This window comes from Shewanella subflava (assembly GCF_025971955.1).
In the GTDB taxonomy this organism is placed as follows: Bacteria; Pseudomonadota; Gammaproteobacteria; order Enterobacterales; family Shewanellaceae; genus Shewanella; species Shewanella subflava.
In genome coordinates this window covers 392549-409418 of sequence record NZ_JAPDMX010000033.1, presented here as the reverse complement: position 1 = coordinate 409418, position 16870 = coordinate 392549, and the positions used below count along the sequence as shown (strand labels likewise).

The window sequence follows — 16870 nt, the reverse complement described above, 5'->3', positions numbered from 1 at the left end:
CCCTTATGCCTCTTCGATACAAATAGCGATATCTTTTACTTCATAAATACGTAAACCATCTTTACTGAGGTTTGCGTCGCCCACAATAATGCGCTTGCCATTTTCATCTTTCACGGCGCTGATATGCACATCAAGAGACATTTGTTTGTTTAATGGGTTGATTTGACCACGGTATTTCCACTTGATATCTGACAATATTTGGCCAAATTTAGGATTCGTAAAGCCTTTACCAAGGTCGGTGCTAATGGCGTAAGTTTGCATTAACTCAATCACAGCTTCAACGCCTAATGAACCCGGCATGACGGGATCTTGATGGAAATGGAACTGGAAGAACCAATCACTTGGGTCAATGGTGCGTGATGCTGCAAGGTAACCTTTACCGTATTTGCCGCCAGTTTTGACAATTTCAGCTTTGTCGATAAAGTTCAACTGACCGCCCGCTAGCGCATAATGAGGTTGATTGGCGGGTGGGTTAAAAACGCGCGACTGCTTGTCGAGTAGGTTAACACTGATATCAGCGGCCACATTATTATCAATATGCCAAGGTTGGGTGATTTTACCGTTATCAATACCAAGCTGGTTTTTCAGCGCATCCCCTTTAAAGTAACCAAATACCGCGCTGCCGGTATAGAAAGGCTCTCCGTCTACGCTTAGGTCAAAGGTAAAGTTTTGAATAATGTTGCTACCCGCAATGACGGTGGATAGTAGCTTGGAATCGTTGACAATGGTTTTACCACGTAAATCAACATGGCGTAATAATTTACCGCTGCCATCGAGGTTACGGAAAAACAATTCTTGTCCAGGGAATCCTAAAGTGGTGCCCATATAGCCTGAAATAAAGCCATTAGGTTGCAGTGATATTTCCATTAACACCGAATAAGGCATCACCGCTGGGTGGCTATTTTTAGCAAAATACCAAGCATCAGCTGGCACTTCATATTCAGCAATACACGATGATGGCTTTTTCAACTCACCACGTTTGCCGTTAATTTCGACGACGCGGGTGGTTAACTGTAAATCACCACAAGGTGTGCGTGGTGGAATTAAGCCTCGGTAAATACTGAAATCTGGCCCAAAACACTTTTCAATGTTACCGGTTGCAAACTCGAACATATGATAAGGCGTAAACGGCACTGTATCTGGTACGCGGTTAGCGTACTTTGAATCTGGTGCAACACTTGGCGCTTCAACGTGTTTAAGCGGAATCACGCCCTTATTTGTTGGGGCGCTTAAATCTGGCACTTGTGCCATGAGTGGTGCTTTATCTTGCACATGCTCAGTTGAATTTGATGCTAAAGCCAGTTGTGGGTAACGAGTACATTCGCTTTCTTCTTTAATCATGACACCTAAGTTTTGGAAATCGACGACCACTTTGCCGTTAAGCAGAATATCAATATTGGCTTTGGCATAAGGGCGCGGACTCACACCGATTTCAGTGACTTCCATTCGATAGGTTAATTCACCATGTTGTGGCAATACCTGACCACGGCAGCGCACTTTTTGTGATGCATTTTCAAGTGGTTGGAAGCGGCCATTACTCACTAAGGTGTGCATACCAATGTGCAACATAAAGAACTGTAATAACTGACCACAGCCTTCGGCCATTAAAGAGCCAGCCATCACCTGATCACCTTTAAAGTGGCATGGGAAATACCAATGATCAGGTGCTAATTGTTTGTGGCCTTCAATTAGGCCTAAGCCCCACGCACCGCCATTGACGGTAAGCTTGCTCACTTGCTCAATCATTAAGAACTTTTCAGATGCAAAACATAAAGACGGTTGAACACCTGTTTGCTGCTGATGCTTAGCATGCTCGCCACCAAAACAGCTGCCGATATTACCGGTAAGTAAGTGATGTATTTGGCCATACGTAAACTGTGTCTGCCCACAATGTAATAAGGGCTCAAAACGCAGTTTGTGAGGGTTATTGATCACTTCAAGGCGTTTTTTAATTTCGTCTTCGGTTTGAATAACCCCTTTACCGTCAGCAAGTTCTTGATCAGTGAAGAAGCCAGCGCAACCGCCATCCATCTTCAAAATCATTTTGTCGCCGACAAAACATTCATAGGAGAAGAAGAAAAGTAATGTATCGCCATTGCTAGCAAAGTTATTGATTTTAATATCGTAACGTAATGTATCACCGCCACGAGGTAAATCTTCTAAAAAGGTTAAGGTGCAATCTAATAAGCGATAGACGCGGTCGCCTTTGTTTTCAAAGTCTATGCCTAAGTAGCTGATAAGCATTAAATCACACTGGCCTGACTCAACGGCCACAGCCCAAGGGATTTGCCCATCAACTAAGTAAGGTGCATCTAGCGGAATATCGTATTCAGTGGTCATTGAACACGGCTTATATTGGTTCATGGTCGCATCAAGTTTGGTGACCCGTGATACCAATAAGTAATCTGTGGTGGGCAATCGTACCCGACGAGAGTAGCTATCAATAATGGCGTATTCTTGACCAAATACCTTGGCAATATCACCTTCTGCATATTCCACTAAGTCAGCGTAATTCCAAATACACGGCTTATTGGCGGGAATAGGCGCGGTATACGCGGGCACTTTTGCATGATTAGGTGCGAGTGCAGTTTGCGGGGCAGGTTTTGCCAGAACATTTTCTGCTTGAGCTTTAACAGCCATCGGGGATGCTGAACCGTTAGCCTGAGCAAGTTGCTGCTTTAACAGGGTGTCAGCCACTTTTAAGCCTGCATCGCGGCTTTTCAAAAATGCCAAATGCGCTTGCTGAGCAAGCCACTGGTTCTGTTGAAAAGCGTTTAAATGCGCAGGGGGGAGAGCGTTAGCCACAGACGAGGATGGGATCTGTGCCTGATTAACAGGAGAAGCCGATTTTAAATTAGGCATAATATTGGGTGTCGTCTCTGTTGAAGTCGTGGATTCTGTCACCGACTGAGTAAGCTTATTTTGATGAGTTAGGCTGTAAGTCATTGGGATAGCTGAAATCGTGGCTGTCGGGCGCGCTACAGGCACAATGTGCGCGCATTTCGCTTGAATCTGTGTCATGGCAGATAAAGGCGTATCAATAATGTGCTGATAAATATCTTGGCCGCCCAAACTGACTTGTTTAATTAAACTTAATTTACTGCCAGTGGCTAATTGTTGCGTTAGCGGTAAGTGCAATCGATCTCTTAGTGCTTGTTGTTGTAATGACGATGCAGATAAATCAATGTTGGAGCATTGATCTTCACTGACCGTCACAACACAGGCGTTAACTGGCGAGTGTTGCTGCGCTTGTTTGATTAAGCTATGTACAATGCTCGCCATTCCCGATGCGGCAAAACTGTGGCCCATCAACTGTTGTGCTTGGGTTAGGTTAGTCGCACCTTGTGAAAGTTGCTGATGTAGGTTTTGCCCCATTAAGTCTAATCGGCTTTCAGGTGATTGATTCAATTCAACTAAGTCAGCTGACTTAGCAAGAATGTTGGCACTGACCTTATCTGCACAGTAACGCGAGTGAAATTGCAGGCTATCAATATTGGCATAGCTGTTTGCATTAGCTGCCCCCGCAGTTGGCGTTTGCAATACTATCGCGCCAGCACCTTCACCCACATGCCATGCTGATAAAGCTCTATCACTTGCCCCTGATGACGATAAGCAGGCATTTTTTAGCAGCATATTTTCGATACTGCCAGATAAGTCGACCGCAGCGATAATGACCGCATCTAGTGGTTCTTTGTGTGAGCTTAGTGCAAACAGATTTTGCGCCACATCTATACAGCGGTTCACCGATTGTTCACCCGCTGAAATAGTAAAGGCTGGGCCGTTAAAGTCCCACAATGACGAAATGCGCGACGCCATAATATTGCCAATAAAGCTGGTGTACTGATTCAGCTTTGCGGCATCTAAGACACTATCCATTGCGATGGTTTCAAGTGCTAAGTACTCATCTTGGGTTAATTCAACACCGTGGGCGGTTAAACTGTCCGCAATTTGGCTATGGAGGTTAACTCGGCCCCTGAACTGATGCAGTTCAAGCTCAGTTTCCATGGCCACCAATACCGCCACTTTACTGCCTGGCGTTAACTTGGCATCAACAATCGCTTCGTCGGCCACTTTCATCAATAACAGTTGCTGCGAGATTAATCGGTCATCTTCATTAGGCGGCACTTTAAAGCGTAAAAAATCAAAATCGAATTGCTCAATATAGCCGCCCTGCGGCGCAGCGTGTAGACCATGTTTAGCAAGTAATTCAGGGTGTTTTTCTAAGCCTTTCCAGCGCTTGGTGGGAAGTTGAGTCATTAATGATTGCTGTTGTGTCACTTTAGCAGCAAGCTCATTTAAGCTGCTGGCTTGGCCAAAGTGAGCCGCAATACCGGTAATACGCATGGGTTGATGGGATGCGTTTAATACTGGTGCATTCGTCTTAGCATGATGATTAGGACGATTATTGTCATAAGATTCAATTAATAAATGCGCATTACAACCACCAAAACCAAATACCGACACGCCAGCGTGACGTGCTGCATTACCGGCTTTATCTGGCCAAGGCAATACGTCATTGGGCAGCGTTTGCTGGCCAAATAATTGATTGGGTGACGAAATCGGACTACTGATATTAATGCTTGGCGGTAACACGCCTTGGCGCATTGCAAAGATCATTTTCATGATCCCCGGCATGCCTGCGGCCGTGAGTAAATGACCTAAATTGGATTTAGCTGAACCAATTAATGGCGTGGCGCTGCCATTGAGTTTATCTTCAAAGAAGCGCTCCATTGAGGTTAGCTCAACCTTGTCGCCTAATGGCGTGCCCGTTGCGTGGCATTCAATCACTTCAATACTGGCGGGGGCGATGTTGGCTTCACGATAGGCGCGCTCAAAAGACAAGACCTGTCCTTTGCTGTTTGGGCTTAATACAAACTGACCTTTTCCGTCGTTTGATAAGCCTATACCGCTGACTAGCGCATAAATATGATCGCCATCGCGCTCGGCATCTTCCAGACGCTTTAGCACTAATACACCAGCACCTTCACCGGCAAACAAGCCTTTACTATTACTGTCAAAGGGCGCTGAAATACCATGATCTGGATACGCATGAAAAATGGAAAAACCCATGTTAATAAAGAATGGATCTGCCCCTGATACCGCACCAGCTAGCATGATATCAGCCTTGCCAGTGTGTAAATAATCACAGGCTAACTTGAGGGCATAAACTGAACTTGCACAGGCTGCATCAAGGCTTAATTGTGCTGCACCTAGCCCTAAAGCATCGGCCACCAATTTTGAGGCGTTATGGGCAATCGCGCCATTGCGATAGTTAATCTGTTGGGGTTGCTGCTCACCAAAACGTTGCAATACAAAGTTTGGCTGAGCCAATTTAACCTGTAAGGCTTTTTCAACCGCATCATGATAAAGCGGAACAAATAGCTGATTCGATTTCGCGGTCGGAAATGACAGGGTGCCCATCACAATACCTGTACGCGCTAAACGATCATCGTTTAAGTCGATGCCCGCATCTGCTAACGCATTACGCGCAGTATCGGTCGCCCATAAAAAACTGTCATCTAAACCACTAAATGCACTGGCTGGAATGTGATAATCGTTGGCATTAAATTGAAAGTGTTGAATGTAGCCGCCTTTATCACAATAAAAGCGATCAGATTGGCCTTGAACCCCAGTGTATTCTTGAGGTTTTGCATTTAACTTTTCATTGCTGATTTGACTGCGAGAGTCTTTTTTATCGAGCAGGTTTTGCCAAAATTTTGCCGGCGTATCCGCATCGGGGTACTGATTCGCTAAACCTACTATGGCAATTTTTGGCGTGTTATGAGAACTCAATGGGGTTCTCCTTCTGAAATAAGGTGAGGCGTCTTTGTCGATAAAAACGCATGGCCACAAGCCTGCAATGGTTCAGATGCTCGCGCAATAGCACAATCAATGCTATCGATAAACGGGGCAAATGACATCGGCACCTGGTGGCTGAGTAGTTGACCTAAACATTTCAATAAACTGATACATTCATCCGCGCCTTTGGCATTAACGGCAATAGCGTGAGCTTGGTGATAAGCCTGACTAGGCAAAATTTTGTCGATTAATGTGGTGGTTTGTCTGTCTGCACCCATTTCAACAAATAAGCGGCTACCGTGTTGATAAGCCTTAGCGATGAGTTGGGTAAAGTTCAGTTGATGGCAAAAAGTATCGGCAATAGATTGCGCGATGGCATCAGAGGTTAACTGGATTGGCTGAGCTTCAGTCGCGCTAATAAACTTTATCGCATCGGGCACAGTATCCATTAACGGCTGATAATAAAATTGTTTCACTTGTTCAATAATTTGCATCGCGGGTAAAGTGTGCATGGCGGTGACTTTATTTGAAGCTATGCCGCGCTTACCTGCTTGTTTTAATAACGCCTTACAACTTGCTTCGCACCCAGCAATCACACAGGTATCGCCCTGAATGATCGCAATGTATACCCGAGGGTATTCAGCAAGGTATGGAGCCAACTCTTCAGGCGTTGCGCGGGTGACAAAACTATTCCACACAATTTCATCGCTTGGCAGTAGTTGCCAATCTTGGCGCACACAATTTAAGGCACCTGAAATATCTTGGGTGAAAATCGAGCTGCTTTGGGTCGCATCAATTAAGTTATGCGGTTGTTGCCACACATCCAAGCTGGCCCACATTGACGCTTCACCCATTGAATAGCCTAACGCTAATTTAGGCTTAATATTGAATGTGTTAGTCAGTAGCTTAGTCAATATATAGCTTGCGCCCACGCCCGAAATCGCCAGCTCTGACAGGCTCATATCCTGGGTTGCGCCATCAGGGGCATAAACATGTTGGCTTTGTAACATGGCTTGTAAATCGCCCTGTTTTTCAAGCTCAGCATAAAGTGCAGGAAAACTATGCCCGAGATGTTTAAGCATATTGGGATAAACCGTACCCACTCCCGGGAAGACAAAACTTAAACCACTATCACCCAAGGGGGCAGTCGTCACGCAACTGCCCGCTGGGGTTTTATAGTGTAAAGGTTCATTGGCCTTGATCCCCGCTAGGGCATGTTGCATGGCACTGACTTCAGCACACAAAGCCGCAAAACTTGTGGCCATGACCACGGCGGTGAATTTATGTTGTTTCACAATAGCACTGTATGCTGTCAGCTGCTGTTTGATTAAATGCAGCAAGGGAAGCGTCACTGGGGAACCATCAAGCTTGTCAGTAATGCCATCCGTTAACACATCATTCAAGTCAGTTAATTGCTGTGCTAATTCAGCTAAATGTATCTGTAACTCAGCTACCGTCGCTGCGCCAATCGGCAACCATAATCTATGCTGATTAAGCAAAGGATTCGCCGCAAGCACTTCAGTGCCCTGGGTTAAAATAACCGCTTGATGTGAGTCAGCACTCATCGAACAGCTAAATGCTGCCACTCGACTTTGATGAAAATCGCAAAACCAGTAGCGCTGCTCTTCGTAGCTATTATTGCTACCATCTTCGCTACAATAAGTCGCAGATTGTGGTGTTTGACGATGCGCAATCGCGCTGACCAAGGCATGTAATTGTTGTAACTTATGTTTGGCCGAGCTGGTTTTTGCTGTCACTACAACGGGCGTAATGTGCAAGCGTTTCGCATGGCTTAATGCCTGCTTAACGGCCTCGTCACTGTTAGTTGCTATGCCCACACCGTTGATAAAGGCGTGGGGGTGAATACTGTTTTTAGCCGCGAATAGTGCCGGAATAAGCCACAAAGCGTCAGCCAAATTAACCATCATATTTGGCTTGTCGCTCAGTAACTGAGCCGCACTGGCAAGTGCTTGTTCAAACCCAAGTGGATTGGAATAGTCCAGCGCAATGGTGTGGCAGTCAACTTGGGGAAGGGGGCTTGGCGGTTTAAGCAACACCGCGATGCGCATCGGCATCAAATGGCGTTGCTTAACGGCTTCAGCTAATTCCTTGCTGGTTAAGGCGCTCATAATCAAATTGAGCCCTCAACTAGGTTGCTACTTTGCGCAAGACGTGGGTTACGAGGCGCCATAAACGCATCATTCAAGCTTTTACTGATGGTCGTTTTAGCTGCCGACATAGTGCAACTTAACCTGCCATCATTGTGGTAAAGCGCCACATCTGCAGTCAGTGAACGACTACTGCTTTTTAGCACAGTTAATACGATGTAACCTTGATCGCCTGATGCAAAAGGGGCATAGGTGGTCATTTCACCAATGGTTGATGGCAAACTGGCGGCATCATGCTTAATGCGCGCCCACACCAACATGGCTTGCAGCAACAAATCTTCTGCAAAGGCCTGACTGCCGCCCAGGGTTAACTGAGGCGCAAAGCCTAAACAATCATTAGCGTTAATTTGCGGTAATTCAACTTGACACACTAGCTGCTGATCGTTCGCAATCAACACTTGCTTAATACCTTGCAGGCGAGGGCCATGAAATAAGCTGCCGTTGGTATACAACTCAGTATCAGTGCTGATAACACGGCCTTCACTGGCATATTGCTTGGCGGTACTGACAATACTTGGCAAAGTATTGGCGCCATTATCAAACTGGCGATGGCTTATCAGCCTAGCTTGATATTGGTGTCTTAAAGCACTGCCTATATCATCGCTTTGCATTCTGCTGGCGATTAACGCCTGTAAACCTGAATCAGTTTGTGTCAGGGTTAAGGTTAAAACCTGCGGCTTAGCTGTGTCGAATATGATGCCTTTGAGTAACTTATACTCTTGAACACACACAGCTTGGCCACACAGTAATTGCGCGGTTTCACGCATCCACTGAATGGCACACACTGTTGGCAGTACGGGATTACCCGCTATGCAATGGTCTTCAATAAAAGGCATTGCAAGCGGATTAAGTACACGTTCAACGCTATAAGTGTTATTTACACCGGTAAAAGATAGTGTCAGCGAACCCTCGGCAATAGGCGAAGAGTCCGCATTAAGCTTTTTTACAGCACCACCTGATTTAGCAGCAGTGCTATTGTCTGAGCCTTGCATGTCTGAGCCAATCAGCAGTTGCACGCCCGATTCCGACAGCAGGCTGTGAGCAAATAGATTTGCCCCTTTATCTAACGGAATAACGTACACTCCGCGTTCAACAAACATTTTCTTTAATGCTGAACTGACCATGCCACCGTCCCACGGCCCCCAGTTAAAACTCATTACTTTAGCTTGCGGGTAGGTTGCCGCTAACTGCAGTGCTGTTTTGTTGAGGATCTCGTTTGACATTGAATAGTCACTTTGACCAGTATTGCCATAAAAGCCTGCCGCAGATGAGAACATCACCACTAATTTAAGTTTACTCGCATCAATGGCATTGATTATTCCAGCAAAGCCAGACACTTTAGTGCCATACACTCGGCCTAATTCAGTTAAGGTTTTATCCTGAATATGCTTATCTGCTAACACGCCAGCACCGTGAATAATGCCAGTAATCGCTTTGCCCGATGACTGTTCAAGCGCGGCTAAGGTTTGCTTTATCGCGGCATCTGAACTGACGTCCATGCTGATATATTGCGCGCTTGCGCCAACGTCTTTAAAGGCTGCCAGCGAGCGGTCAATCTCTAGGCTACTGGTAATTGGCCACACCAGTGCATCAATTTGCTTAGGTGTTGGCTTGTTTCCTTGCGATTGAATGAACGCAATGGCAGCGGCTTTTAACTCATTGGCTTTTTTACCTTGCGCCCACGCGGGGAGGTTGGTGGCTAAATGCTCGCTACGACCAGCAAGAATAAAGTGAGACTGGGTTTGCTTAGCTAACGTAAGCGCACATTCAAAGGTGACCCCTTTTGCGCCACCGGTTACCAGTACGGTATCTTCACGGTTTAAACGGCTGGCTTGATAACGCGTTTGGGCTGTCTCGGTTGCCGTTAGCGTGTGACGACCTTGCTGACTAATCCCAATTTCGTTTGTTGAAGTATCAACATCAAATAGTTCAGCCACAATAGCTTGGGCGAATTCCGCCGCCTCAAACTGAGGAGCAATGTCTAATGCACGGCAAAACACCTTTGGCCACTCGTGGCTTAATGTTTTGCTTAAGCCAGAAAGTGCAGCCTGATTAAGTTCAGCAGTCATTAGCGCTTGGTTATCTAAGTAACCAAATCCACCGTCAATACGGCTAACCGTCATAAAGCTTACGCGCTCAGATTGAGATAACGTCTCAAAGCCTTTTTGCAAATGCTTCGCCATCAAGAAGGCTTGCTCAACTGCACTAAAGCCAGCTTCACTTAATGGCAATGTCCCTTTAGCGTTAAGTTGCGGCTGTAAGTGAACAAAAGCGGCTATTTTGTGTTTGGCGGCAATTTGGTTAATTACTTTTGCAATAGCATCATCACTGACCTCAGTTAACACGAAGCTAGCAATGGCGCTGCTTAATGGTGACTGTGCACTGGTGATGGTTTTTGGGCTTTGAATGACTGCGACGGTTAAGCCAGTTGCCACTAATTTTTCTGCTAATACGCCAGCATTATGACCATCATCATTGATGACGATGCAAGCATCTTTAGAAAAACAGCCAACTAATTTATCCGCCGCGGGTAGCTTTTTTAGTGCGACTTCCTGATGAGGAGGTAAGTCGGTAGTAAGCTCTACTGTGGCTTGGGCTGCAACAGTTTGCGCAGCAGGCTGGCTCGCTATTGACGCGCTGCCAGCTGGCAACTTGCTGTTCATGTAGCTAACGATTTCACCCAAAGTACGACACTCGGCTAAATCTTCAGGGTTTAATTCAGGTAAACCGGGTAACTCATCTTGCACCGTGCCTAAAATTTCCACGCGCTTGATAGAGTCAATACCCAGGTCAGCTTCCATATCCATGCTTAATTCAAGCATTTCAGTTGGGTAACCGGTTTTATCCGCCACAACTGCCATCATGGTGCTTTGTACCTGATGTGCACTCAAACCGCTGTTTGCCGATGTAGTCGCAGAAGCAACAGGCGCAGAAGCTACCGAAGTTGCAACTGGGCTTGCGCCTGCAACGGGCAACTTGCTGTTCATGTAATCAACGATTTCACCCAGCGTACGACACTCGGCTAAATCTTCAGGGTTTAATTCAGGTAAATCGGGTAACTCATCTTGCACCGTGCCTAAAATTTCCACACGCTTGATTGAGTCAATGCCTAGGTCTGCTTCCATATCCATGCTTAATTCAAGCATTTCAGTTGGGTAACCGGTTTTATCCGCCACAACTGTCATCATGGTGCTTTGTACATGATGCGCGCTCAAGGCTGACTCAGCGCTAAAGCTGTTGTTTGCCGATGTTGTAGCAGAAGCAACAGGCGCAGAAGCTACCGAAGTTGCAACTGGGCTTGCGCCTGCGGCTGGCAACTTGCTGTTCATGTAATCCACGATTTCGCCCAGCGTACGACACTCGGCTAAATCTTCTGGGTTTAATTCAGGTAAGCCGGGTAACTCATCTTGCACCGTACCTAAAATTTCCACACGCTTGATTGAGTCAATGCCAAGGTCTGCTTCCATATCCATGCTTAGTTCAAGCATTTCAGTGGGGTAACCGGTTTTATCCGCCACAACGGCCATCATGGTGCTTTGTACCTGATGCGCGCTCAAACCGCTATTTACAGATACTGGCGCAGAAGCGACCGAAGTTGCAACAGGGCTTGCGCCTGCTGCGGGCAACTTGCTGTTCATGTAATCAACGATTTCACCCAGCGTACGACACTCGGCTAAATCTTCAGGGCTTAATTCAGGTAAGCCAGGTAACTCATCTTGCACCGTGCCTAAAATTTCCACGCGCTTGATTGAGTCAATACCCAAGTCTGCTTCCATATCCATGCTTAGTTCAAGCATTTCAGTCGGGTAACCAGTTTTATCCGCCACAACTGCCATCATGGTGCTTTGTACCTGATGTGCGCTCAAGGCTGACTGCGCACTCAAACCGCTGTTTGCCGATGTAGTCGCAGTAGCAACAGGCGCAGAAGCGACCGAAGTAGCAACAGGGCTTACGTCTGCGGCTGGCAACTTGCTGTTCATGTAATCAACGATTTCACCCAAAGTACGGCACTCGGCTAAATCTTCTGGGCTTAATTCAGGTAAGTCGGGTAACTCATCTTGCACCGTGCCTAAAATCTCCACGCGCTTGATAGAGTCAATGCCAAGGTCTGCTTCCATATCCATGCTTAATTCAAGCATTTCAGTCGGGTAACCGGTTTTTTCAGCGACCACGTCTAACATGGTGTTGAGTACTTTATCTGCGCTTAGGCCAGCACTCACTGCCACTGGCGTTATAGTCACCGGAGCTAAGGCTACAGGCGCTGTTGCAACAGGTGCCTCTACTTTAATTGGTGCAACTTGAGGTGCTGGTGCTGACATAGCGACAGCTTGCTGAGGCGCTGGAGCAACACGATGTTGTACCGTAGGTTGAGTTACAGCAGCTTGAGCAGCAATAGGTTGAACTGGCTGCTGCAAAGGTGCTTGAGTCACAACGGGCGCAGTGTAAGCATTTTGAGCAACCGCAACCGGCGCTTGTCCTGTTAATATCGCTAAAGCATTTTGGTTAGATTGTGCTTGTTGCTCAAGGAACAAGGTATGACTTTGTAACGTCTGAGCCTGATGCTGGTGGAATTGCGCCATAGATTGTTGCAAGCTTTCAGGAATCGCTAAACCCGATGCCGCCATTTGGGTTTGCGCCGCCATAAGCGTGGCAAACGTGTCGCCATATTGCTGAGGAATGGCTAAAAATTGTTGATGCAATTGCGCGGTTTGCTCTTGTGCGGCAAAAAATGCGCTAATGCTGTCAGTGTTTACCACCGCGGGGCTTGATTGCGTAATCGTAGCAGGGCGGTTAACAGGCGCAGTGTTTGCTGATGATGGCACAGCACCTGCTTGTGGCACTTCAATATATTCAGTTTTAATCACTTCTTTTTCCACTATCTTCTCAACAATTTTTTCGACAGGCACTTCAACCTTCACTTCAATTTGCTTAGGCGCAACTTGACCGGTTTCTAACGACTTCTGCATTTTCGCTTTGGTCGCTGGGCTAATGAAGTTGGTGGCGGTGAGCTTGACATTCATGGGCGATGATTTGGCTAATTCAGCAATCGGCGCTTGATATGGGTCAACCTCGGTTAATGCCACACCTAACACCGCAAGTTGCGTTGCCGCTTGACGCAGTTGCGTATCGCTGTTTCCTTTCGGGTTTGGATTAAGGCTAACCACACTGACAGCATCGCCTTGATTGCCTAAGGTGCCTTCAACCAGTTTTTGAAGAATATTTTTCGGCCCAAACTCCACAAACACACGTGCACCTGCATCGTACATAGCTTTAAGCTGGTCGCTAAAACGCACTGACTGCAACATATGGTCACTAAAGGCGGTTTGAATGGCTTTAGGATCTTTTGGATGCAACTGACCAGTGCCATTGGCATATAGGCTAACTTTAGGCTTAGCAAATTTCACTTTGCTAATGGCTTTTGCAAATGGCACTTGGGCATGGGCCACAAGTGGTGTGTGGAAAGCGCCCGACACAGGTAATGCGATGGCTTTGAAGCCCAAGGCTTGAATCGCCTTGGCGGTATCTGCTGTGGTATTGGTTGGGCCGGCAATGACTAATTGAGTCGGTGAGTTGTAGTTTGCTACCTTGACGCCGTCAAAGTCTTTAATACACAGCTCAAGTTTATCAATGTGGGTGGTATCAGTGCTGGCTGGCAGGATCACCGCATACATAGCGCCGGCATCTTGATCTTTAGGCGTTGCCGCCATTGATTGGCCGCGGGCAAAGGCTAGCTGGTAATAGTCTTCAGTGTTAATCACTCCCGCTGCGCATAACGCTGACAGTTCACCAAAACTGTGACCAGCCACCATATCGGCTTTAAAGCCTGCCTGACTCAGTAATTGATATTGTCCCATACTCACCGCACCAATCGCGCTTTGCGCATTGGCGGTATTGGTCAAATCTGCTTGCTGCGCTGCGATATCATCAGCTTCAAAGGCGGGGATAGGGTACAGAATTTGCGACAATGGTGTTTGCTTGTGCTTGGCAAACACTTTATCGGCTTGCATTAACTGCTGACGCATTTCAGGGTAATGACACGCAAGATCGATACCCATATTAACGTATTGTGAGCCTTGGCCTGCAAATAATGCCGCTACTTTCACCTTGGCATCACTTGATACCAGTGCTTGATTACGGAAACTGGTACCAGACGGTAATTGCCATGCATCGCTGCTATTGCTAGCTAGTTGGGCAATGGCTTGAGTCAGTTGGGTAACCAATTCTGTTAATGAACTCACCACCATACCAATACGTGCAGCTTTGCTATCAATCGCGCTAATGGCAAAACGTTTGGCTAACTTAGCCAATTCAATTTCAACCATGTTTGGCGAGCTAACGTTTAAGGCTTGAACTTCATTGAGTAACTGAGTCAATTCAGTGGTAAGCGCGGCTTTGTTACTGGCGCTAATTAATAAACTTTGTGCCACAGCGCGCTGACGGTATTTGGCATCACGTTGATGATCTTGAGTGTATTCTTCAAGTACCACGTGGAAGTTAGTTCCACCAAAACCGAATGAGCTAATACCTGCGCGACGAGGTGTATCATCAGCACGGGGTAACCAAGGGCGGGTTTCAGTATTAAGGTAAAAAGGTGAGTCATTTATCCCCAGTTTAGGATTAGGTTTACTCACGTTAATGGTTGGCGGTAACACTTTATGGTGCAGTGCCAATGCGGCTTTAATGACACCTGCTGTACCCGCTGTGGATTTGGTGTGACCCACCTGAGATTTAACCGAGCCTAATGCAATGTGCTGCTTGGTATCATTGCCTTCAGCAAACACGGACTTCAAGCCGTTAAACTCGGCGACATCACCCGCGGCCGTACCTGTACCGTGGGCTTCGATTAAGCCAATGGTGTGGGGTTCAAATCCAGCATCATCGTAGGCGCGCTTTAATGCTTTTGCTTGGCCTTCAGGGCGTGGCGCATAAATACTTTTAAATTTACCATCAGATGAGGCACCAACCCCTTTAATGACCGCATAAATACGGTCACCATCGCGCTCTGCATCTTCAAGACGTTTAAGCGCCACCATGCCAATACCTTCACCAATCATCATGCCTTTTGAATCAATATCAAAAGGTTGGATGGTTTCGTTGGTGGTAAATGCCGGTGTTTTAGAGAAGCTCATGTACATAGATGGCGAGTTATCAGTACACACACCACCGGTGATCATCATGTCGCTACGACACTCGGTTAATTCGGTCAGCGCCATACGTAATGCGGCTAAAGACCCAGCACATGCGGCGTCGACCACACAGTTCATGCCACCTAAATCAAAACGGTTGGCGATACGACCAGCAATTACGTTACCTAATGAACCAGGGAACGAGTTTTCTTCCCAGTGAATATATTGGTCTTGGAATTTTTTGATCAGCATTTCAGTGTCAGCATCACTCAGTCCGCTGCTTTTGAATACTTTTTTAAGTACTGGGTATTGTAAACGGCCACTTAAACTGTGATTCAGTTTTTGACCACCACCAACCCCCAAGGTAATGCCAATTCGGTCGGTGTCATAATCGGCACCCACGCCTGCATCGGCTAATACTTCTTTGGCGACAATCAGCGACAGCAATTGCGATGAATCGGTTAATTCAAGAATATTAGGCGGTAGGCCAAACTCCATTGGGTTGAAGTCGACCTCAGGTAAAAAACCACCGCGTTTGCAGTAGCTTTTGTCCGGCGCAGATTTATCTGCGTCGTAATAATCTTCAATGCGCCAATGAGTGTCAGGCACTTCGGTAATGGCATCGATTTTTTCGCTGATTAAATCCCAAAATTTATTTAAATAACGAGAGTTAGCAAAAATGCTGGCCATGCCAACAATGGCAACAGGCATATCTTTTAAACGCTTATTAAGACGTTTATCGGTATTTTTCTTGGATTGGCTCATTGTGAGTCTCCGTTTGATGACGGTGGATTAGTCATCTGATGTAGGGATCCAGCTGCGTTAGGTTGAACGTTTTTAGGCTTAGCAACTGATAAACTTGCTCCAGGAAATCGAGCAAGAAAACTGTGATAGTTGCGTACAAGCAACTTTCGTAAATGAAATGGACCGTGTTTTAACACATATGCCATGTAGCGATTGCTCGCTTGGGCATGGCTATCTTTATAAATATCTAAGTAAACCCAGTCAGATTTAAAGTCGACACCCAAAAGCACTGAATAAGCTTGGTGTTCGGTCAGTTTCGGCGGAATACTGAGCGAAACCACTTGCACTACATTGTCAGGATCTGGGCTGGGTAACGCTAATGTGTCGGCTAAGGTTTGTGGGTTTACGGTGTAGGTTTGAATGTTTGCCCCCTGAGTGACAGGGAGCTGATTGAAGAATTTTTCAGGCACATATGGGCTATCAAATTCATCAAGTTTAGATACCCCAAAGCGCTTTAAACATCGGGCTAAGCCTGAGCGTGACACATTAGGATTAATAAATTCTTGAGTGACTTTTAACAGTCTATCTAAGGGCATTTTTAATTGATAACGCAAACCCAACATCACGTATTCTTCCATCGGGGATAAGGTGGTATTGAGTTTGTGAGGGGTATTGGGGGTGTTATCAATAGAGTCGCGTTTGCGCCACTTACGAACGGTGGCTTCACTAATATTGAGAATTTTAGATAACTGGCTCACGCTTAAATCAGATTGTTGAATAAACTGACGCATCTCAGGCGTGGTGGTCGCATTACGATGGTTAACCGTTTTTTTACCTGCTATCTCATCTGTTTTTGCTATGTCTGTTAGCTTATTAGTCTTTTGGGTCATCGAGACAGCATATCCGAATAATCTACTGGGACTGCCGGGTCACTCAAGCGCTGACCAAGCGTTAAATCCACTTAAATATAATAAGAGCATGCAGACTACCTGAGGTTTCACTTCGATACAATCACCCGAAACTAAAAACTGT

4 protein-coding genes are annotated in these 16870 nt (G+C 46.3%); all 4 read right to left on the bottom strand.

Going from position 1 to position 16870, the window contains the following annotated elements; all coding sequences use genetic code 11:
• Positions 1-3: 3 nt before the first annotated feature.
• From OHT75_RS17480 to OHT75_RS17465, 4 genes are read right to left on the bottom strand one after another with little or no spacing between them, the layout of a single operon-like run.
• Positions 4-5793, bottom strand: a complete 5790-nt coding sequence (locus tag OHT75_RS17480; protein ID WP_264728925.1) for a hotdog fold thioesterase — start codon at positions 5791-5793, stop codon at positions 4-6.
• Entirely contained in the window at positions 5790-7928 is a 2139-nt protein-coding gene (locus OHT75_RS17475; RefSeq protein ID WP_264728923.1) for a PfaB family protein, read from the bottom strand. The genes OHT75_RS17480 and OHT75_RS17475 overlap by 4 nt, the downstream gene beginning before the upstream one ends.
• A 2-nt stretch (positions 7929-7930) precedes the next feature.
• The gene (locus tag OHT75_RS17470; protein WP_264728921.1) at positions 7931-15859 is read right to left on the bottom strand and encodes a type I polyketide synthase; all 7929 of its coding nucleotides are present in this window, start codon (positions 15857-15859) and stop codon (positions 7931-7933) included.
• Positions 15856-16728, bottom strand: a complete 873-nt coding sequence (locus OHT75_RS17465; protein ID WP_264728919.1) for a COG3415 family protein — start codon at positions 16726-16728, stop codon at positions 15856-15858. Before OHT75_RS17465 ends, OHT75_RS17470 begins: the two co-directional genes overlap by 4 nt.
• Between the last annotated feature and the right edge of the window lie 142 nt (positions 16729-16870).